This is a genomic window from Chryseobacterium fluminis (assembly GCF_026314945.1).
Taxonomy (GTDB): domain Bacteria; phylum Bacteroidota; class Bacteroidia; order Flavobacteriales; family Weeksellaceae; genus Chryseobacterium; species Chryseobacterium fluminis.
The window spans coordinates 3,633,089-3,654,009 of sequence record NZ_CP111121.1 but is presented as its reverse complement, the minus strand read 5'-3'; the positions used below and the strand labels follow the sequence as shown (position 1 = coordinate 3,654,009).

Here is a 20,921-nt window from a genome sequence, read left to right as displayed (position 1 = left end):
TAAACGTAAGATCAGTTTACTTCGTATTCCAGCTTGATTGTAATGCTTGCTTCTTTTTCTTTGGAAGATGTATTGAATGTTCCTCCATAGGAATAATCTTCGTTGGAATTGGGGGCAGTAATCTGAATAACACCCATGGTTGCTTTTTTCAGATTTCCAAGATCACTACCTGAGTTTTCTGCAATTTTTTCTGCGCGTTCTTTAGCATCTTTTGTAGCAGAAGCGATCATTTCCTGTTTTACGGTGGCTAGCTTTGTATAGAAATAACTGGGCGAAGATGAGGTAAACTCTATCCCGCGATTGATAATTTCTGTGATATTTCTCGAAAGATTCTCAATTTTAGTAACTTCTTTACTTTCTATGGAAACCCTTTGCGTAAGGCTATAGCCGGAGAATTCCCCCTGAACATTATTTCCGTTGGCATCCGTGTAGTTTCTGAACTGCTTTTGAATGTCAACCGAAGAAAAAACAATTTCGCTTTGCTTTACTCCCTTTGAAAGAAGATAGTCATTGATCGTTTTTTTGTCTATTGCCAGCTCATCATATGCTGCCTTCAGATCAAAATTATTTTTAGAAAAACTTCCGGACCAGGTTACGAGATCGGAAGTAAATTTTTTAGAACCTAATCCGGTAACTGAAATGGTATTTTCAGATTTATTCCTGTTTTTGACGGCATTTCCCAAAAGCCCTAGACCTATAATAAATCCAAGTGCACCAATGGCAATTGCTATAATATTTTTATTCATAAAACCAGCTTTTGTTTTGATTTACAATTAGATTCAACAATTCCCATTCCAATTTTAAGATTTTTTAACATGTTCAACGTTTATTTTTTCCTGTTTGCAAACGCTCAAGATACGTAGGAATAGTTTCTTCCATTCTGAATAAAACTCCGGATAGGTTTTTAGATTTTACATAGGTTCTGATATGAGGGTTTTCGGAAAACGAAAACTCGATAAATTCAGAAATTCTTTCAACGGGAATTCCCGCTTTTGTAAAATAATCATTATCGACTCTGTTTCTCACCCATAAAATATGCTCCTGTAAGTCATCATACCGGTAAGCTCTTTTTTGTCGCCGTGCTTTTCCACTGATCAGGTCGTATGCGCCCTGAACATTTAACTGTCCTAAAAGAATGGGAATCAGCACCTGCTTTACTTCTGCCGGTTTTTCTCTCATTTTACCTCTGGGTTGCGGAAGCCCTACGGCATCTCTTACCTGCTCCCCTTTAGTCCTACGGGCAGCATCTTCTTTTCTGGCCACTTTTACTTCTTCAATTTCTTCAGGAACTTTTATCATCATCATAAACACCTTAGAATTTATCCCGGATTTCAAAACTCTTACGGAATTTCTTTCATAGCCGACTTTTACGAACCTAAGCTCATCATCTTCTGATGCTGAGATTGAAAATTCTCCGGAAGAATCACTGTATGTTTTCTGGTCTGTAGCCATATTAATAACCATGACGGATGCGAGGTCACTATGATCCTGATCTGTAATTTTCCCGGTAACCGTTTCCTGAGAATAAATTATTCCAAAGAGAAAAATTAAAATTATTCCCCATCTGCCTTTTGCCATACCAAGAATTTATTTTTGAGTATAAGGTGCACGGTAAGAGGAGATACGCGTTAAAACAGCTCTCTGAAACCTGTTTAAATCTGCATCGCTGCAATATCCGTATTTTAATATATTTTTCCTTTCAAAACCTCCGGCAAAGACATAATAAATAAAATGCTGAATATTCGGTTTATCTATTTTCAGATCTGTAAAATACTGCTCACCCAATACATTGGTTAGATAAGTCATAAAATCCACATCATCCCATTTGTTTTTCACCTTCCCCACAGAAAATCCCTGTCCTTTAGGCTGTACAAATTCTCCGGCTCTTGCTGCCAGAATCCTGGGATCCGACTTTTTTACCATATACTGATCGATCTCTCTAACCAGCCGCTCCACTTTTTTAGGTCTGTTGAGGGTTTTGGAATCGATCTTCAGGTCTCCCGTAAGGCCTTTGGAGATTTCAATTTCAGGGATCTGAATGCTTGCGCGGGTAAGCCTAATGTTCAGCGGTGCGCTGATATTTTCCTTCGTAATTTTTACATTGAAACGATCGTAGCCGGTTTTAATAAATCTCAGCTCATCTCCGGCTCTTCCGGATATCATAAAATGACCGTCTTTATTGGAGGGTACACGTTCGTCTGTTCTGATATTAATAACAGTAACATCCTGCATCTCCAGATTCTCTTCGGACATCACCTTCCCGAAAATGTATTCCTGAGCATTACCGGTAATAAAAAATAGCGTTAATAAAATAAAGAGTAGTTTAATTTTCACGAATAGTTTTTTATGAAACAAAACTATCAATATTTTTAAATTATAGCATAAGTTTAACCACAGTTAACGCGTTTTGGGATTTATTTAGTATTTTGATTTTCGAAACCGTTAAATAGCGAGCCTGTATTGTTAAAATTTCATGTAAATTTTAGCTAACTTGCACTTCCAATTCTTCATAAAAATGCAAAATTCTTATACAGTAATCAATGCTTCTGCGGGCTCCGGCAAAACTTATGCCCTGGTGCAGCGTCTTTTGATGATCTGTCTTCGTTATCCTCATCAGCAGCACTCGATCAGGAATATTCTGGCACTCACTTTTACCAATAAAGCTGCCAACGAAATGAAGGAAAGAATTTTATCCTGGCTGGGAAACTTTTCGGCAGATTCTTATGCTGAAAACGGGGATTTAAAAAACATACAGAAGGCATTTGAGCAAGAAGGTCTGAAAATCACTATTGATGAATTGCATAACCGGTCTAAAAAACTCCTCGATTATGTGCTTCATAATTATTCAACACTTAATATCGGAACAATTGACCGTTTCAACTCAAGGCTGGTAAGAAGTTTCTCCTATGAACTGGGGCTGGCCAAAAATTTTAATCTTGAAATTGAAGCAGAACCCTATTTGATCGAGGCGGTAGATAAGATGCTTGATCAGATCGGAGAAAATGAAGTGATTTCCAATTCTTTCATGGATTATGTAGACTATAGCCTTGAAAACAATGAAAGAATCAATTTAAACAAAAGTCTTTATGATTCTGCAAAGGAATTTGTAAAGGATATCCATTATGAACACCTCAAAAATAATAAAGACTTCGACAGTGCCAATTATGAAAATATAAAAAATGCACTCCGGAAAGAAATTATTGCCAATAGAAAACAGGCTCATGAGCTTGCCACAAAATCGATTGAGCTTTTCAGGTCCAGAAATATTGAGGTTGAAGATTTTGCTCAGGGTAAAAACGGGATCGGAGGCTTCTTTGTAAAAGTTCTTGACTTTTATAATCAGCAGAGAACAGGTTTTCCGTTTCCCACAACACAGGAAGAATCCGTAGTTAATAATTACAGGAAGGGATGTTCTGCGAAATCTAAAAATAAAGAATCCGAGATATTTGAAATTTTGGAGCAACTGCTTGAAAACAGGATGCAGCTGATCCTTTTGTATATAGAAACACAGAAAAAAGAGAAAATTTTATCTGCTCTTCTTCCACTGAAAGTAAATAAGGATATTCAGGATGAACTCCATAAGATTGAAGAAGAGAATGACCTGGTCCTGTTATCAAAATTCAATATCCTGATTAATGAAAACCTGAGAAACGAGCCTTCCGCTTTTATTTATGAGAAAGTAGGATCCCAGTTTCAGCATTATTTCTTCGATGAGTTTCAGGATACCTCGGCACTTCAGTGGCAGAATTTTGTTCCGCTGCGAGATCATTCGGTATCTACAGAGAATACTACTTTTACGTTGGTGGGAGATCCCAAGCAAAGTATTTACCGTTTTCGTGGAGGAGAAAGTAAAATCATGCTGGATATTATCAACAAGAAGGAATTTTCACCAAGAGATGCTGAACTTCTTGTCTTAAAAGATAACTGGAGAAGCGCAAAAAATATTGTTAATTTCAATAACGAACTGTACCAGTACCATTCCAGAAACTTACAGGATGAGCATGCTTCTATTTTCGGAAGCGATGCCGGGCAGAGTCCAAGATCATCGAAAGAGGGGCGGGTGAAAGTCAATCTCATTGAGAATTTAACGAATGATGATTTTTATAACGATACGTCGGAGAAAATGCGCAAAGATATCCAAGAGAGCCTGGATCAGGGTTTTAAGTTTTCCGACATTACGATTCTCTGTCGCGGAAATTTTGATATTTTCAGTTATTCTCAGAAGCTGGGAAATCTTAAGGTCATCTATAACGGTGAAGAAACCAATGTTAAAACCATATCCGACAAGGGACTGACTCTGGAACTGTCTCATACCCTGAAAGCCGTGATTGAATTTCTGAAATGGGAAACCAATCCCAAAAATAAGCCCAACCTCATCATGATGATGTATTATCTGAATCAGCTGGGGAGAGTCAGAATGGCAGATTTCACGCTGGAAATGAGCAAAATTCTGGATATTGAATCTCATGAAGAAATTTTACAGTTTATTGAGAAAACCTATTCTTTACAATTAAAACAGGAGAATTTTCCGAGATTTAACCTGTATAATTTTATAGAATATTATATCAATGAATTTTCTTTTGAGGAGAAGGAAACGGACTTTCTGCTGAACTTCCTGGAAATGTTGTTCAACTTTACTCAGAATGCCGGAGCGAGTACAAAGGAATTCCTTAAATATTGGGATGAAGAAGCATCCAAATACACCATTCAGGCGTCAGAGAATATCGATGCCATACAAATTATGACCATCCATAAAGCCAAAGGTCTGGAATTTCCGATTGTATTTATCCCGATGATGAATAAAAACAGGGACAGTGAATTTACCAACTGGTTTGAGACAAGCACTGATGCAGCGCTGAAGTCGGTAAACATTAACCAGTTTAATAAGAACCTGGAAGTCTATGATCCTGAAATTGAGATCTTTAATAAGCAAAATTCTTACAAAAACCTGATCGACCGGTTATGTCTTCAATATGTAGCGACAACAAGACCTGTGGAACAGCTGTTTTTTTATATCCAGAAAGCCAATAAGACTTCCAATAATCTTGAACTTCTGGAATTTCTCCAGACAAAAAATCCCGACAATCTGGACGAGTTTGATTTGTATGACGTACATCCGGAAATGCTGAAAAAGTACTCTAAACACAAAACCTCATCTTTTAAAACCAAGGATATCCATATCCACAAGAATAAGAGCGAAGGCAATACCTCTATTAAAATAGCAACTCCGTCGAAAAATTATCAGGTACGTAATGAAAAAGTAAGGATCGGTCTTTTTGTTCACGAACTGTTATCCAAAATCAATACAAAGAAGGATATTGCCAAAGTACTGGAGCGCTATGTCCTCGAAGGGCAGATCATCATGGAGGAAAAAAACGAAATCCAGACGACCCTGGAAGAAATCGTGGATACTCACGCTGAGTTTTTTGATGAAAAATGGCAGGTGATCAATGAAAAAGACATCATGATCTCCCAAAACGGCGAAAGCCGAATCTACAGACCAGACCGTATACTGAAAGGTTCAGAGGGCTATATTATTGTTGATTTCAAAACGGGAGAAGAAACTGCAGCGAACGAAAAACAGATAGAAAACTATAAAAAGATTCTTGAATCGTTGGGAAGAAAAGTCCTAAAGACCCAGCTTATTTACTTATAATTATTTTAGCAGCAAAAACCATTTCCCGGTTTACAATTCACACTTATCTCATTAATTACATCACTTAATCATTATCGGTAATCAGTTAATTAATCCAGCTGGTTACCGATAAGGATTTTCCTATAACTTTAATAAAAGCTACTTTAAGATATTGATTACAAATATTTTAAGGACAGTTTTCTATTAACTTTAAATACATGAATTATGCCAAATAGACATTTTCACCCGCCTTAATGATCATTCGTTAATCCGTTTGCAAAATATTAACCACTGAAAACAAATCATTATGAAAATTAAAATTTTTACCCTCCTCTTATCGCTCTTTATGATACTGGGCATAAGTGCACAATCCCGGTATTTCTATTACTACCAGGGAAAAAAATATTTCCTAAAGGCAGACAGATCCTCAATAGCGATCTCCACCAGGACGGCAGATGCTTCGAAAACCCTTAAAACAAAAACCCCTGTCGTTGAAAATTTCACCAGAAACTCATTGGTGGCTGCTGACAGGAAATCTTTAGAAAACAACAGAACATTCTATGCAGAGATAGAAAGTGACGCTGCTACCGATGAAAAATATGCTGCTGACATTGCAGAAAAAAATGCCAACCCTGAAGTATTGATCGCATCACCTTGTTTTATAAGCGCTGAAGGCCAGAAAATGGGGATGTCCAATAACTTTTATGTAAAACTGAAGTCCAAAAATGATGTTGGATTATTACAGGAGCTTGCTGCCAAAAATAAGGTAACCGTTTTAGGATATAACGAATATATGCCCTTATGGTACACCGTAGAAGTAACTAAAAATTCTGTGCGGGCAAGTGCGATGGATATGGCTAATTTATTTTTTGAAACAGGAAAATTTGAAATTGCAGAGCCCGAATTTATGTATCATAACCTTGAGGCTACTGCCGATCCTTATTTTCCCAATCAATGGTCACTGAAAAATACAGGACAGTACGGAGCTGCCTATGCCGGAATCGACATTAAAGCAGAACAGGCATGGACTCTGTCTACCGGGGCCAATGTAAAAACCGCCATTTTCGATCACGGTTTTGAAATGAATCACCCTGATCTGGCAGCAAATGTATTTGGAACAGGATACGATGCACAGACCAACACCTCCCCTTCAGTGGTAAGAGGAGATCATGGCACTGCCTGCGCAGGAATTACGGGAGCAGTACAAAATAATAATCTTGGTGTGAGTGGTGTAGCGCCTAATACCGGGTTAATCTCTATCAGTATTAATCTTACGTTTGCGAACACTCCACAACAGCTCGCCAATGGTTTTAACTGGGCCACCACCAACGGAGTGGATGTCATCAGTAATTCATGGGGAGGTTATGCACCTTCCGCCATTATTGAAAATGCAATTACCAATGCTCTTGTCAACGGCAGAAGCGGCAAGGGTATGGTAGTCGTATTTGCAGCCGGTAATGAAGATAATACCAGTATCAGATATCCGGGAATATGGGATCCAAGAATTCTGGTAGTGGGCGCTTTAAGTCCCTGCGGACAAAGAAAGAGCTATACTTCCTGCGATGGAGAAAGTTGGGGAAGCTGCTATGGAACTCAGCTGGATATTATGGCTCCCGGGGTAAAAATGGCTACCACAGACAGACAGGGAAATAATGGATATGACTCGTCAAATTATACCCAGACTTTTAACGGTACTTCATCTGCCTGCCCGGTTATCGCAGGGGTTGCCGCATTAATCTTATCAGTGAATCCGTGTTTAACCGGCCAGCAGGTAAGAGATATTATAGAGCAGACGGCTCAAAAAGTAAGAACCGACCTTTATGCTTATGCATCTGCGTCCGGAAGAGCAAACGGAACCTGGCATAATCAAATGGGTTACGGATTGGTCAATGCATATGCCGCAGTGCAGAGAGCTAAATCCATGTCAGGCTTGGCAGCTCTTGACAGCGCAGCAGATATTGGATTGGAGCCCAATCCTTCAGCCAACACGTGGGCCAACATTTATCAAAGTCCTGATATCTGGAACAGATTAACCAATGATAACCTGAACATCACTCACGAAAATCCCGGATACGCAGGGCCTGGGCATAATGTCATGAGATTCAGAGTGCGTAATCTTGGATGTGCTACATCGGCTCCTAGTTTTGCTAAGCTGTATTGGACTATGGGCTCTACAGGAGAAACATGGCCGGAGTCATGGAACGGAACAAGACTGATTAACGGATATTCTGCCGGTGGTGAACTTACCATCCCGTACACAGGATTCAACCCTTCCAATTCATACGCAACCGCACAGGGATTTAAGATCCCTCCTATTGCACCGGGGCAGGAATATATTATTGATGCGAAATGGACACCGGTGGATCCGGCGATCTACGGAGGACATTCTGACAATGTCATCTGCTTCTTAGGAAGAATCACTTCTGCCAATGATCCGATGTTTAACGAAAATCCAGGGCCAAATGCTCCCCTTGAACCTAATGTGGTAAACAACAATAATATTGTAACCAGAAATGCAAGATTAGTAAACCTAAGCGGAACTTTCTCGAAATTCTCGGGATTCTACTTCGGAAACTATTTCGGATATGCCATGCCATTTGATATCCGTCTGCAATTGGTAAAAGATTCCAATACCCCGTTCAAATCAATAGGACGAACGGTTATTAAACTGAGTGATGTCATTTGGGACCGATGGAAAGAATCTGGAATGCAGGGAAGCGGAATTGACATCTTAAACTACAATACCCATGAGGTGCTGGTCGTAGATCCTTCCAATGTTATTCTAAGAAATATCCGCCTGGAAGCTGATGAATATTATCCGGTGACTTTAAGTTTCTCCGTGGCTAACAATGGTAACGGGGCGCCTGAAAACTATGATTTTGCAGCAACTCAGATTATTTCTGACAAACCGGACGAAATCTACGGAACAGCCTGTCACTTCCTGGTATCGATCAATCAGAAAGATTCTAACGGAACGCCTTACTGTGACGAGAAATGCAGACAGGCCCAGGCTCAGAGTATGATTGTTCAGGACCTAAAATTATCTCCAAACCCGGCATCTGATGTTGCTACATTGGAGATGAATCTGCTTCAGGACGCTAGAATGAGCATCCAGATCATGGATTACAACGGTAAAACCCTGAAAACAGTCAGTAACGGAGAAGGAATGAGAAAAGGGATCAATAAAAAATCATTCTCTATTTCTGAACTGATTGACGGAGTGTATGTAGTGAGCATTCTTGCTAATAACGAGAAAAGATCGGTACACCTGATTGTAAAACATTAATTTATTGATCAACAAGCATAAAAAAAGAGCAGAAATTTCTGCTCTTTTTGCTTTTGTCAACTATTCAGACTTGTTATGCGGTAGGATCTGCCACGAAAACTCTCTGTGCCAATTCCTGATCGAAAAGGTACAATGCAGAAGGGTTATCACTTACCATTTTTATTTTCGTTACATATTGAGATGCGCTGGCCTCCTCTTCTACCTGCTCGTTAATAAACCACTGCAGAAAAGATGTTGTAGCAAAATCTCCTTCTTCGTTTGCATTTTTTACAATATTGAAAATACTTCTCGTCACCGTTTTCTCATGCTCTAATGCTTTTTGAAAAATATCAATAGCATTGTCAAACTGATGAGGTGGTTTAGCAATTTCACCGATAATGATTTCTCCCCCTACATCATTAAGATAATCATACATTTTATCAGCATGCATTAATTCTTCTTTGCTCTGCACTCTGAAATAATTAGCAATTCCTTCAAGATCTTTACTTGAAAACCATGCAGACATAGAAAGATAATATTGTGCAGCGTATTGTTCGTGGGCTATCTGTTCGTTAATTAATTTTGCAATTTTCTCGCTTACCATAAGTAATAAATTTTATCTTCAAAATTATGGAATAAAACGTCGAAATCAAAAATTTAGGGAAAATTTAATACAAAAAAGGACGGAATACATCCGCCCTCTCAACATTAAAAAATTGAAACTTCAAGCTGTTACTTCACTTCAGGTGCAGCTGTATTCATTGGTTTATGCATCTTTCCCCCTTTCATTCCTCTCTCTTTCATTGCCATTCTTCTCTGCTCCATTTTTGCCTTTCTGTCTGCCTGCCATTGATCATACTGCTGAGGAGTAAGAATCTGCTTCATATCTGCATCCATCTGTGCTCTTTTTGCCTTCATCTCCGCCATCTTAGCCTGTCTCTGATCTTTATTTTTATCAAAATCAGCCTTCATTTCAGCCTTTCTTTTTTCATGAAGAGCCTTAATTTTATCTACCTGACCCTGGTTTAGATTCAGGTCCTTCTGCATCTGAGCCAGATGCTCCTGCTCTTTCTGTTGTCTTTTTTGTCTGAACTCAGCTTTTGTTGCTGCTTTGTCCTGTGAATTTGTAGTTTGTGCCATCGCAAAACTTCCGATTCCGATAAATGCTATTGCTAAAATCAACTTTTTCATCTTTAAAAAATATCTAATTAATTGTTATATATCTTTTTGATTATATGTTAAATAATAAGTTAAATGAAAATATTCATAAATAATGTTAAATTTAAATATAAAAACGATAACAATTAAAATAAAAAAAGAGCAGACTATAAAAATCTGCCCTCACACCACTTAAATATAATATATGAAAATTAATTATTTGCAAATCCGTTTCTAAAACCGGAATTTCTTCTTTCGTTGCTGCCGTTGTTTTCTCGTTTTGGAGCGGTATTTTCTCTTTGATTTCTAAAACCTCCGTTGTTTTCACGAGGTCTGCTGTTTTCAATTCGTTTTGGCTCCTCTCTTCTTACTTCAGAATTTCTGAATCCTCCATTATTTCCCGTTCTGTTATTATTATCGGAATTTCCTCTGAAACCGTTGTTATTATTTCTGACTCTGTCGTTATCATTACGGAAACCTCCGGAATTATTACCTCTTGTTCTGTTATCAGACTGATTACGGAACCCGCTGTTATTATCTCTTGTGTCGCCTCTGAACCCATTATTTGGTCTGTTGCTTCTCACAATATTAAAAGTAGGGTTATCACTTCTACGGAATTTTGCTCTGTCTACTCTGTAAATATTTATGTTTACGTTTCTGTAGCGGGGCATCGGTCTGTATCTTGGCGTATAGTACGTTCTTCTGTAATTCTGGAAATACACTACCGGGCTTGCACCTCTGTAATAATTATTCTGGAAAACCACAAATACTCTAGGACCCATAATTCTTTCCAAAGCATAGAATCTGTCATAATACCAGCGGTCCGGATTGTATCTGTAGTAGTTATTCCAGTTAGAGAAACTTACATACAGATTATTTAATCTTAAGATCTGATCGATCTGCCATCTGTTCAATCTGTTTTGATTAAAAAAAACATTCCAGTTTATGTTAACGATACTGTTTCTGTAATCGTTGTAATAATTCTGATAATAATCGGTAGGATAATAATCCTGAGGATAGTTGTAATAATAATCATCCGGAAAGTAATTCTGATCATCCTGATCGCTGTAATATCCGTCGTTACTTCCGTAATATTCATCATCTCCCCATCCGTTGTTCGGATATTGCTGAGCAAACGACAAAGTCGCCAAAGTCAAAGCAAATCCCAAGAGTATTTTTTTCATTTCTATAGTCGTTAATTGGTTATATAGTAAGATTTCTCTATTCTATCTTTTGGATATAAATAAAAAAAAGAAGTTAAATCATACGATAAAACTTCTTTTAATTTATTATTAAGTAATTGACAATCAAATATAAAATTTATAATCTTCCACTATCTTTTACCCAATTGGCTATCTTTTTGTTAAAATGGGTGGCTGCTTTCAAATCTTCAAGATTCAGATGCATCCTGTATCTCCAGTAATGAGGGAAAACAGCAGGATTATTAATCCTTTCGTTATCCATTTCAGGGTTAACAAGATCTTTATCTGTTGCTAAAAACTCCTGAATCGGGAAAATGGCCAGCATAGAATCATTATAAAGATGCTGCTTCATAATAATCTCAGCAAGATTTTCATCTAATTCATCAGGTGCCTTCCCATATTGAACCAGTTGTTCGTTGAAATATTTCTGCGTTAAAGCCGGATCTTCTTTCCACCATTGTCGCAAGGTTGAGCTATCATGAGAAGAGGCTGTGACTACGTTCAGATAACCTGCATTTTTTGGATTGTAAAACGGAATGTCATCAGAAGGCATACGCTGAACCTTTAAAGCCACGATTGCCAGTTCATCCATCACTACAGGAACACAGTCCGGCACCATCCCTAGATCCTCACCACAGATAAGCATTTTGGTCGAATTCAAAATGACAGGAAGCTTTTCCATGGCTTTTTCATACCATAAATGATCCTGTCTTTTAAAGAAATAATCGTGATAGAGATCATAAATAGACTTTTTTTCCCAATCCGATAGATATAGATATGAATCGGTTGTGTATGCCTTGAATCGTGGATGGTAAACTACCTGCCCATTCTTTTCTTCAATGAGAAACAAGACATTCGCACACAGTGAGATCAACTGGTCTTCAATAGAACCGCATGGAGTTTTCTTAAAGAATTCTGATAACTTTCTCTGGGTATTAAATTCTTCTTTCAATGAGTATGTCCCGTCGCCGTTATTATCCATAAATTCTAAGGCTTTGCTGGTATTCTCACCGAAATATTTCAAGATGATCTGATCGTTTATAAATGGCTTACAATATCTGTCAAAGTTAAACGGGATATGCCATGCATTAAACTCTTCCAGGGTGATGGGAACCGCAGGATAAAAATATCCTAAAATCCCCTGCGTAGCAGAAACAGGCATTCTCCATATTCTGAAAAAACCTAAAATATGGTCTATCCTCATGGCATCAAAATACTGTTCTAATGCTTTAAACCTGTTTTTCCACCATGTATAGTCGTTGGCTCTCATGGCCTCCCAGTTATAGGTTGGAAATTCCCAGTTTTGTCCTAATTCTGTAAACTGATCAGGCGGCGCCCCAGCCTGGAAGTCCATTCCAAAAAGTTCAGGTTCCGTCCATGCTTCTACAGAATGCCTGTAAATTCCGATGGGAAGGTCACCTTTTACAGAAACCCCTAAACTGTGCATATAATTTACCGCATCTTTTAGTTGTTTATGAAGCTGATACTGAACCCAGGCATGAAGCATTGACGAATCGTAATCCTTGCTTTTTACCGTGAAAAAAGAGGCAATTTTCCCGGCTATGTATTTTTTATGGGTTTTCCATTCATTAAAATTCGGAGTTTTGTACTTGTCTCTTAGTACACAGAATGCAGAATATGCAAGCAACCAGCTTTCATTATCTTTAATAAACTTTTTAAAATTTCTGTCTTTGTATATTTTATCTTTATCTTCATTAAAGACTGCTTTCAGATATTTCCATTTTGAGGAAATCATTTTTTCGTAATCGATTAACTCTAAAGAATTTAATGCTGTCTTTTCAGCGTTATACTCTTCAACTAAATCTTTCGGCAATTCAAAATCAAGGTTATCTAATGAGATGTACTGCGGATGTAGGGCATACACGGAAACTGCTGCATAAGGATAAGAGTCCGTCCATGTATAATTGGCTGTCGTATCATTAATGGGTAAAATCTGGATTATTCCGAGCCCAGTTTCTCTATTCCATTCTGCCAGCTTTTTCAAATCGGAAAACTCTCCGACTCCGAAACCATTTTCCGTCCTCAGGGAGAAAACAGGAACGGCAACTCCCGCATCGTGATACATCTGATAGAGCCTGAACCTGAAATAATGATTGGAAACTACATGCAGGACCTCCTTCGATATATTCGGAACGGCAAACCTGTTTTCGCCTGTTTCAATATCAATAACTCTTCCCTCTACAAGGTCATAAATAGCATATTTATACTGAATAAATTCGTTTTCAGAAATTTCAACCGAAGCCTCCCAAATTCCGAAATTCGTCTGAGCCAGATGAACGGCTTTGTCATATTCCCAATTTCCTAATGAAGCGGTATTACCCATCAGAACAATTTTCCAGTCCGGATTATAAATCGGTGCCTCAATCCGGAAAAGATGAGTATGCTTTTTCAGCACTGATATTTTTCCGGGAGAAAACTGATTCAGCTTATTGTAAAGAATTTTATTGTTTAAATAATTTTCAGGAAAGTTTTTATTATTCCACTCATCGAAAATGACAAATTCTTTGTAATTGTGAGGAAAATTGAGCTCGTGAGAGACAAATTCCTCTCTCAGAATATTTCCTGTTTCATCTACCAGCTGATATTGATAAGAAATAGATCTTGAAAAAAAATCGACCTCAGATTTCCATAATCCGTTTTCCGAATAAAACATTATATGCTTCTGTGGAACAGCTCCTTCTTCATTGATAATCAACTGTAAACTCTCACCTACTTTTGTATTATAACCAACATTAAAATATAGCTTCATTTATATTTTTTTATAAAAATACGTTATAATCTCGAAAAATAAAACTTAATGAATATGAAATATTCATTAAAAAAACCTTCCCAAAAAGTTGGAAAGGTTGATAATCATCCTCAAAGTTAAGGTTATTCTGTAACTAAAATTTTCTTATTCAATACTATTTTTCCTGATTCATCGGTGATATTGATCAGATAAGCTCCACTTACCAGATTTTTAAGATCAACCTGCTGATTCAGCAAACCGTCTTTCACTCTTAGATTTAGTTTCAATACATTTTTACCCGACATATCAAAGACTTCCATCCTGATATCTCCTTTTACTGATCTATCATTTACCTGAATATTAATAACACCCTCATCTACCCGGGTCGGATAGATATCCAGATTGGCTGAAATTATATTTGAAACCGCTCTGTCATTGGCAAAATATTTACTTGCCAGATCATAAATATGGAGATTCTTTTCGCCACCAATTTCTCCAGCCTTCAAAGTTTTCAGATCCACTTCATATAAAGCAGCTCCTTTTGCACTGGCAATGACTACATTACCTTTAGAATTGACAGCAGAACCGTTTACCGAATAGTTTTCAGGAATCCCTGAAATACGACCGATAAATTTCGCTTTTAATTCTTTAGTCGAAACCTTGAAAACATTTCCTGATGTTGCAAAAACGTAGAAGTTATTATCTGCATCAGCGACCATATCGCCCCCAAATCCTGTTTCAATAGTGGTAAAAGAATTTTTCCCGTTGGAAACGTCATCCCTGATGATTCCGAGATCGCTGACGACATATTGGTTTCCGTTTCGGCTGATTTTTAAAAACTGGGTTCCCGCATTATTGATCGCATAAATATTCCCGTCATATCCTGTCGTCATTCTGGTGATATGGGAATTGATATCGCATGAGGTGACTCTGGCCACATTATTTTCAATTAAATTAATTTCCCTGGTCTTCGTATTTAAAATATAAATATTAGAAGAAAACATCGGCATATAGACGAGGTTATTACCAGAAGCATCATACGCTAATGTTGCCATTGTAATCGCCTGCGAATTGTTATAGGTATTTTTATCTTCAGTAACGGAACCTTTTCCGGACTGTGAAAATACCTTCGCTGAAGAATCAGATGTAAAAATTTTTTCACCTGAAGTACCGTTCGTGGCATCAAACGCACGGAAATCATTGAAAATAATGCTTGGTGTATCCTTTCCAACCAAAGCAAAAAAATCCTGTTGTGCATTTATCGTTGCTCCTGATAAAAGCAAAAATAAAGGGAATAAATGTTTTTTCATATCTATAAATTTATTTTTAATCATTTTAGTATGACTAAGTTACATAATTTATAGATCAGTTTATGAAAAATTTCTACAGTTTGGAAAGAATTTTACGAATGATGATGTTGTATTCAGAATGAGGAGAAAGCAGGTCGCAGAATTTATCTTTATTCCGAAAGCTATAGATGTTATGGCCCAAACCCATCAGATAAGATTTTCTGATAAAGAAGTACGAATATTTTATTAAGATCGCCCGGACTCTAAGATCGTTATAAAAACCTCCCGCATATTTTGATGATTTGGCAGATGATTTAGCCTAAAAATCCGCGTAATCAGCAAAATTTGCGAGAGATATTATTTAAGAAGTTTAGTTTAATTTAAAACGTACGTTGTTCCGTCTCTTCCGTCTTTCAATTCGATCCCTTCTGCAAGGAGCTTGTCGCGGATCTGGTCCGAAAGATCAAAATTTTTGGATTTTCTTGCCTGATTTCTTAATTCGATTAAAACCTGTAGCGTCTGGTCCAGTTTTTCGTTGTTGTTTTCTTCTACTGCCTGTAAGCCTAAAACATCAAAGATTAAAGCATTCAAAGTAGTTTTTAAATCCTGTAAATCTTCTGTTGAAATAGTTTCTTTGGCATCATTTAAAGCAAAGATAAATTTTACCGCTTCAAATAGATGCGCAATCAAGACAGGCGAATTAAAATCATCGGATAAGGCATCATAAGCTTTCTTTTTCCACTCTTCCAGGTTGAAGCCAGACTGTTTGTCATCGTTCGGACCGATTGAATTTAAAATTTTAATCGCTTCCATTAACCTGATAAAGCCTTTTTCGCTGGCAAGCATCGCATCATTGGAAATATCCAAAACACTTCTGTAATGAGCCTGCAGGAAACAGAAACGTACAATCGACGGATGGAAAGGTTTTTCAAAGAAATCATTTTCACCGGTCACCAGCTGCATGGGTAAAATATAATTTCCTGTTGATTTACTCATCCGTTGAGAATTCATCGTCAGCATATTGGCATGCATCCAGTAATTGACCGGCGCAGATCCATTGCAGGCTTTCCCCTGGGCAATTTCACACTCGTGGTGAGGGAACTTTAAATCCATTCCTCCTCCGTGAATATCAAACGTTTCTCCCAGATATTTTGTACTCATCGCCGTACACTCAAGATGCCATCCCGGGAAACCTTCTCCCCAAGGGGAGTTCCATCTCATAATGTGAGCAGGAGATGCTTTTTTCCATAATGCGAAATCCTGAGGATTCTTCTTTTCTCCCTGTCCGTCCAGGTCACGGGTATTGGCGAAGAGTTCTTCAATATTTCTTTTTGAAAGTTCACCGTAATTCAGACCTCTTCTGTTGTATTCCAACACATCAAAATATACAGAGCCGTTACTTTCATAGGCAAATCCTTTTTCAATTAATTTCTGAGTCAGTTCAATCTGCTCTACAATGTGTCCCGTTGCAGTCGGTTCAATATTAGGAGGCAACAGATTGAACATATCCAGGACTTTATGAAAATCAACGGTGTATTTCTGTACGATTTCCATGGGTTCCAGTTTCTCAAGACGGGTTTGCTTTACAAATCGGTCGTTGTTCACGTCTCCGTCATCCGTAAGGTGGCCTGCATCGGTGATATTTCTTACATATCTTACCTTATAGCCGAGATGCGTTAAGCTCCGGTAAATAAAATCGAAAGAAAGAAAGGTTCTTACATTTCCTAAATGTACATTGCTGTAAACAGTAGGTCCGCAAACGTACATTCCAACGTTTCCGTCTAAAATAGGTTTAAATATTTCTTTTTCTCCTGTAAGCGAGTTGTATAATTTTAATTGCATCGTTTTGTTTTTTGATGTAATGATTGTTAGTTTAGTTTAAAGTCTAAATATATTAAAAGACATATTTCTTTTAACAACAGTATTCACAGCAACAACAAATAATAGTGGTTACGTAAATCTTATCTGAAACTTTTTTAAATTTTATCATTACTTTAAATTTTAATAATCCAACTTCGCATGGCTTCCTACGTAATGCAGGAATTCCTGTCTTGTAATAGGATTTGTTCTGAAAATACCACTTAATTCTGCGGTAATTGTCGAACTTGCCGTGTCTTTTATTCCCCTGCAATTTACACATAGATGTTTCGCATCGATGATGCAGGCTACATCTTTAGTTCCAAGTGCTTCTTTCAGAGCGTCTACAATCTGCATGGTAAGTCTTTCCTGGACCTGCGGTCTTTTAGCATAGTAATCAACGATCCTGTTAATTTTTGAAAGACCGATCACCTCACCGTTCGAAATGTAAGCAACATGTGCTCTTCCGATAATCGGCAAAAAATGATGCTCACAGAACGAATATACTGTAATATCTTTTTCTACCAACATCTGCCGGTATTTATATTTGTTGGAAAATGTAGAGATTCCCGGTTTGTTTTCAGGAAGCAGACCCCCGAAAATTTCATTCACATACATTTTGGCAACCCGTTTTGGAGAATCTTTTAAAGAGTCATCTGTCATATCGAGCCCTAAGGTGTCCATGATTTCTCCGAAAAGTTCTGTTATTTTTTCTATTTTTTCTTGTGGCGATTTATCAAAAGCATCCTTCCTTATAGGCGTATGTTCTTTTCCTGTGAAAATATCATCATCGTTATCCGTAAAATCAACCATTTTTATTTAATTTGCAGCAAAAATACGGATAATATCTATTCGTTATATTTCAATTTAGCTTAAATATACCTAATCATTTATTTGCATAAAAAATTATGATGACTGTTGAAGAAGTACAAAACGAAAATCAAAAAAAAGAATTTCTGGAGTTTCCTGCGAGGCTTTATCAACACGACATCAACTATATCAGACCTTTGGATAAAGACATTGAAGAATTTTTTGATCCGGAGAAAAATAAATTTTTCAAAACCGGAGAATGCAAAAGATTTTTATTCAAAAACAAAGAAGGCAGGACCGTCGGAAAGGTAGCTGTTTTTGTTAATGAACTCTATACGCAGAAACAGCCTACAGGAGGATTCGGTTTTTTTGACTGTATTAACGATCAGGAAACTGCCAATTTTATTTTTGACTATTGTAAAAACTGGCTTCTACAAAAAGGTATGGAAGCGATGGATGGACCCATCAATTTTGGAGAGCGGGACAAATTCTGGGGTCTTCTAATCGAAGGGTTTGTTGAACCTTTGTACGGAATGAATTATAATTTTCCTTATTACAAGGATCTTCTTGAAAACTATGGATTTAATATTTATTTTGAACAGCTTTGCTTCTCAAGATCGATTTATGCGGAAGTTTCAAGAGTTTTCACCGTCATGCATGCCAAACACAGTAAGAATCCGAATATTTCTGCAAGACCGATGAAAAAGAATGATCTCGAAAAATTTGCCAAAGACTTTACTGAAATCTACAATAAAGCCTGGGCATCTCATGGAGAGGGAAAATGCCTGGATGAACCGAAAACTCTGGAAATGTTTAAAACTATGAAGCCTATCATCAACGAGCATATTTCATGGTTTGTCTATGAGAATGAGAAGCCCATTGCTATGTGGATGAACATTCCGGATCTGAACCAATGGTTCAAATATCTGAATGGAAAATTTGGCTTCATAGAAAAACTGAAATTTCTATGGGTAAAAAAAACCAGAAAAAATGAAAAAATGGTGGGGCTGGTTTTTGGAGTTGTTCCGGAATGGCAAAGGAAAGGTATTGAAGGCTATATGATCTGGGAAGGAACCCAACATTTGAGAAAGCATACTGATTTCACAGAAACCGAACTGCAGTGGATAGGTGATTTTAATCCCAAGATGATTAAAATTGCTGAAAATCTGGATACGGAAGTAACGCGAAAACTGGCAACATACCGGTATTTATTTGACAGAGAAAAGCCTTTTGAGCGGCATCCTGAATTGCAATAACTAAATTAAAAGATCATTTTACATTTAACTTAAATTTGTATTTTTGATACCAAAATTAATAATAATGAAAAATCTATTTCTAAGTGCTGTTTTAGCATTATCTTTTAATATTGTTACTGCTCAGAATTATACTCCGGCTGGTATCAATCAAGCTTTTCAAGTACTTACTCCGTTAATAGCCTCGGAGGAGATCATGCTGTTTTTGGCGTAAAATCGGAAAATGCAGGAAAATCCTTAAAATATGACGAGATTGCAGGATCTCCCTATGTTGATATCAATTTTGCGCCAGCAAAAGTTGCTGAAAACTACGAAAAAACAAGTATCAGATATAATAGTTATACTGATGAGGTAGAATTTCAAAAGGATGGGAAACCGTTAACACTACCAAAAGACTCCAAATTTTCAAGAATAGAAGTAGCTTCGCCTAAAAAAGCTACATTAGTTTTGCTTGAGACCAATGATGATATGAGTGGTTATTTTTACGAGCTTGTCAATGGAAAAAATAAGCTGTATAAAAAAATAAAGACAAAGTTCATTGATATGGTTCCTGCTCTGAATTCGTATGCAACGGACAGACCTGCGTCTTTTAAAACATTAGAACCCGTCTATTACATTAAAACTGAAAATGGATTTATAAAAAAACCTAAAAACCTGAAAGAAATTACCCAGCAGCTTCCTGATAAAAAAGAAGCTATTGAAGAATTTGCCAAATCAAACAAAATAAAATTCAATAACGAAGCTGATCTTATAAAATTAGTGAAGTTTTTAAATCAATAATTACTATTGAAGCCGCCTCATTCTAAATGAGACGGCTTCTCTTCATTTATTCCAACTCTATTGGATTATAAGGTTTTGATTTAAGTTTAATATTGATTGGCTCTCCATTAGCATCATAGATTGGTTTACTATAAAAACCAGGATTTTCATGTACATTTTTTTGAACTTTCCTAAATCTCTCTCTTGAAACTTCTAATACATGTTTACCCGTTTTCAAATAAATTTTACTAGGTTTATGATCGATAGCAATTGCTTTAAAATGATAATTGTCTTTAGAATCTCCTATTTCCATTATTAATCCAGGAAGATCCTGAAAAACATAAGGCCCATTATTCATTGGAAGGTCTTTAGAATACCAAGCTATATATTTTCTACCCCTATATTCAGTTAAGGCTTTTTGGCAAACATATCCTAATATTTCTTTGGTTTCATTTTCTAACTTCCAATCAAATTTGAAATGTTTTTCTTCATATTGATAAATACCTTTAGCATAGTCTTGAATAATATTTTTATTGTGTTTAAAATCTTTTAGAATAGTAATTTTCCATTTTTCTATAAAATTATTATACATGCTAAATTCTTGTGCATTAATCTGATTTTTGTGACTATAGTTTTCTGATAAGGAATCACTCCTTACTTCGTTATAATCTGAAAATAAAGACAAATTATCTCCCAACATTAATATACATACAGCTTCTTCTAATTTTTTTGTTTTTCTTGTATCCTTAGCAAATTTCACTTCATAATATACATTGTAATTACCGGTACTTATTATTTTTTCATCATATGAAAAAGGTTTCATAGAATTTCCAGCCAAAGAAATTTTTTGAGATTTAAATTGTACAAATATTAATATTAAAAGGGAGAATAAATTTTCATTTTTTTATTAATTAAGGTGTATCACAACTAAACGATGTAGGTTT

General features: G+C 36.8%; 15 protein-coding genes and 1 pseudogene. 5 read left to right on the top strand and 11 right to left on the bottom strand.

The features are described from left to right. Nucleotides 1-11 precede the first annotated feature (11 nt). The 3 genes from ODZ84_RS16735 to ODZ84_RS16725 all read right to left on the bottom strand — a co-directional run bounded on the left by ODZ84_RS16735 (nucleotide 12) and on the right by ODZ84_RS16725 (nucleotide 2,334). Nucleotides 12-746 carry an SIMPL domain-containing protein gene (locus ODZ84_RS16735; RefSeq protein WP_266173539.1) on the bottom strand — a complete coding sequence of 245 codons (735 nt, stop codon included), beginning with the start codon at nucleotides 744-746 and terminating at the stop codon, nucleotides 12-14. Nucleotides 747-819: 73 nt separating this feature from the next. Then, nucleotides 820-1,578, bottom strand: a complete 759-nt coding sequence (locus ODZ84_RS16730; RefSeq protein ID WP_266173538.1) for a carboxypeptidase-like regulatory domain-containing protein — start codon at nucleotides 1,576-1,578, stop codon at nucleotides 820-822. A gap of 9 nt (nucleotides 1,579-1,587) precedes the next feature. Beyond that, nucleotides 1,588-2,334 carry a hypothetical protein gene (locus ODZ84_RS16725; protein ID WP_266173537.1) on the bottom strand — a complete coding sequence of 249 codons (747 nt, stop codon included), beginning with the start codon at nucleotides 2,332-2,334 and terminating at the stop codon, nucleotides 1,588-1,590. Nucleotides 2,335-2,515: 181 nt separating this feature from the next. Here ODZ84_RS16725 and ODZ84_RS16720 point away from each other — a divergent pair, with 181 nt between their 5' ends. Together ODZ84_RS16720 and ODZ84_RS16715 are read left to right on the top strand one after the other, a co-directional pair. Next, nucleotides 2,516-5,656 carry a UvrD-helicase domain-containing protein gene (locus tag ODZ84_RS16720; RefSeq protein ID WP_266173536.1) on the top strand — a complete coding sequence of 1,047 codons (3,141 nt, stop codon included), beginning with the start codon at nucleotides 2,516-2,518 and terminating at the stop codon, nucleotides 5,654-5,656. A gap of 286 nt (nucleotides 5,657-5,942) precedes the next feature. Then, nucleotides 5,943-8,921 (top strand): S8 family serine peptidase, encoded by a 2,979-nt coding sequence (locus ODZ84_RS16715; protein WP_323136760.1) that lies wholly within the window; start codon nucleotides 5,943-5,945, stop codon nucleotides 8,919-8,921. A 73-nt stretch (nucleotides 8,922-8,994) separates the two neighbouring features. Here ODZ84_RS16715 and ODZ84_RS16710 read toward each other — a convergent pair whose 3' ends face one another. The 7 genes from ODZ84_RS16710 to folE all read right to left on the bottom strand — a co-directional run bounded on the left by ODZ84_RS16710 (nucleotide 8,995) and on the right by folE (nucleotide 17,968). Further along, the gene (locus ODZ84_RS16710; protein ID WP_266173535.1) at nucleotides 8,995-9,504 is read right to left on the bottom strand and encodes a ferritin; all 510 of its coding nucleotides are present in this window, start codon (nucleotides 9,502-9,504) and stop codon (nucleotides 8,995-8,997) included. 128 nt (nucleotides 9,505-9,632) lie between these two features. Further along, nucleotides 9,633-10,091 carry a hypothetical protein gene (locus tag ODZ84_RS16705; RefSeq protein ID WP_266173534.1) on the bottom strand — a complete coding sequence of 153 codons (459 nt, stop codon included), beginning with the start codon at nucleotides 10,089-10,091 and terminating at the stop codon, nucleotides 9,633-9,635. A 179-nt stretch (nucleotides 10,092-10,270) separates the two neighbouring features. Then, a complete protein-coding gene (locus ODZ84_RS16700; protein WP_266173533.1) occupies nucleotides 10,271-11,242 on the bottom strand; it encodes a hypothetical protein in 972 nt (323 codons plus the stop codon). A gap of 136 nt (nucleotides 11,243-11,378) precedes the next feature. Continuing rightward, on the bottom strand, nucleotides 11,379-14,030 hold the full coding sequence (locus ODZ84_RS16695) for a 4-alpha-glucanotransferase (protein ID WP_266173532.1): 2,652 nt from the start codon (nucleotides 14,028-14,030) through the stop codon (nucleotides 11,379-11,381). 122 nt (nucleotides 14,031-14,152) lie between these two features. Continuing rightward, complete coding sequence (locus ODZ84_RS16690) at nucleotides 14,153-15,319, bottom strand: T9SS type A sorting domain-containing protein (protein ID WP_266173531.1); 1,167 nt, start codon at nucleotides 15,317-15,319, stop codon at nucleotides 14,153-14,155. Between the two features lie 354 nt (nucleotides 15,320-15,673). After that, nucleotides 15,674-17,140 carry a cysteine--tRNA ligase gene (gene cysS / locus ODZ84_RS16685; protein ID WP_266173530.1) on the bottom strand — a complete coding sequence of 489 codons (1,467 nt, stop codon included), beginning with the start codon at nucleotides 17,138-17,140 and terminating at the stop codon, nucleotides 15,674-15,676. 159 nt (nucleotides 17,141-17,299) lie between these two features. Then, complete coding sequence (gene folE, locus ODZ84_RS16680) at nucleotides 17,300-17,968, bottom strand: GTP cyclohydrolase I FolE (RefSeq protein WP_266173529.1); 669 nt, start codon at nucleotides 17,966-17,968, stop codon at nucleotides 17,300-17,302. A 95-nt stretch (nucleotides 17,969-18,063) separates the two neighbouring features. On the opposite strand from folE, the gene ODZ84_RS16675 reads away from it, so the two are divergent. The 3 genes from ODZ84_RS16675 (at nucleotide 18,064) to ODZ84_RS16665 (ending at nucleotide 19,998) form a co-directional block, all read left to right on the top strand. Then, entirely contained in the window at nucleotides 18,064-19,221 is a 1,158-nt protein-coding gene (locus ODZ84_RS16675; protein WP_323136759.1) for a hypothetical protein, read from the top strand. A gap of 64 nt (nucleotides 19,222-19,285) precedes the next feature. Further along, nucleotides 19,286-19,432 carry a hypothetical protein gene (locus ODZ84_RS16670; RefSeq protein ID WP_266173528.1) on the top strand — a complete coding sequence of 49 codons (147 nt, stop codon included), beginning with the start codon at nucleotides 19,286-19,288 and terminating at the stop codon, nucleotides 19,430-19,432. Between the two features lie 233 nt (nucleotides 19,433-19,665). Continuing rightward, nucleotides 19,666-19,998: a hypothetical protein gene (locus ODZ84_RS16665; protein ID WP_266173527.1), complete on the top strand. Its 333-nt coding sequence runs from the start codon at nucleotides 19,666-19,668 to the stop codon at nucleotides 19,996-19,998. A 46-nt stretch (nucleotides 19,999-20,044) separates the two neighbouring features. On the opposite strand, the pseudogene ODZ84_RS16660 reads toward ODZ84_RS16665, so the two are convergent. Further along, a pseudogene (locus ODZ84_RS16660) lies at nucleotides 20,045-20,857 on the bottom strand (GLPGLI family protein); the annotation flags it as partial. Between the last annotated feature and the right edge of the window lie 64 nt (nucleotides 20,858-20,921).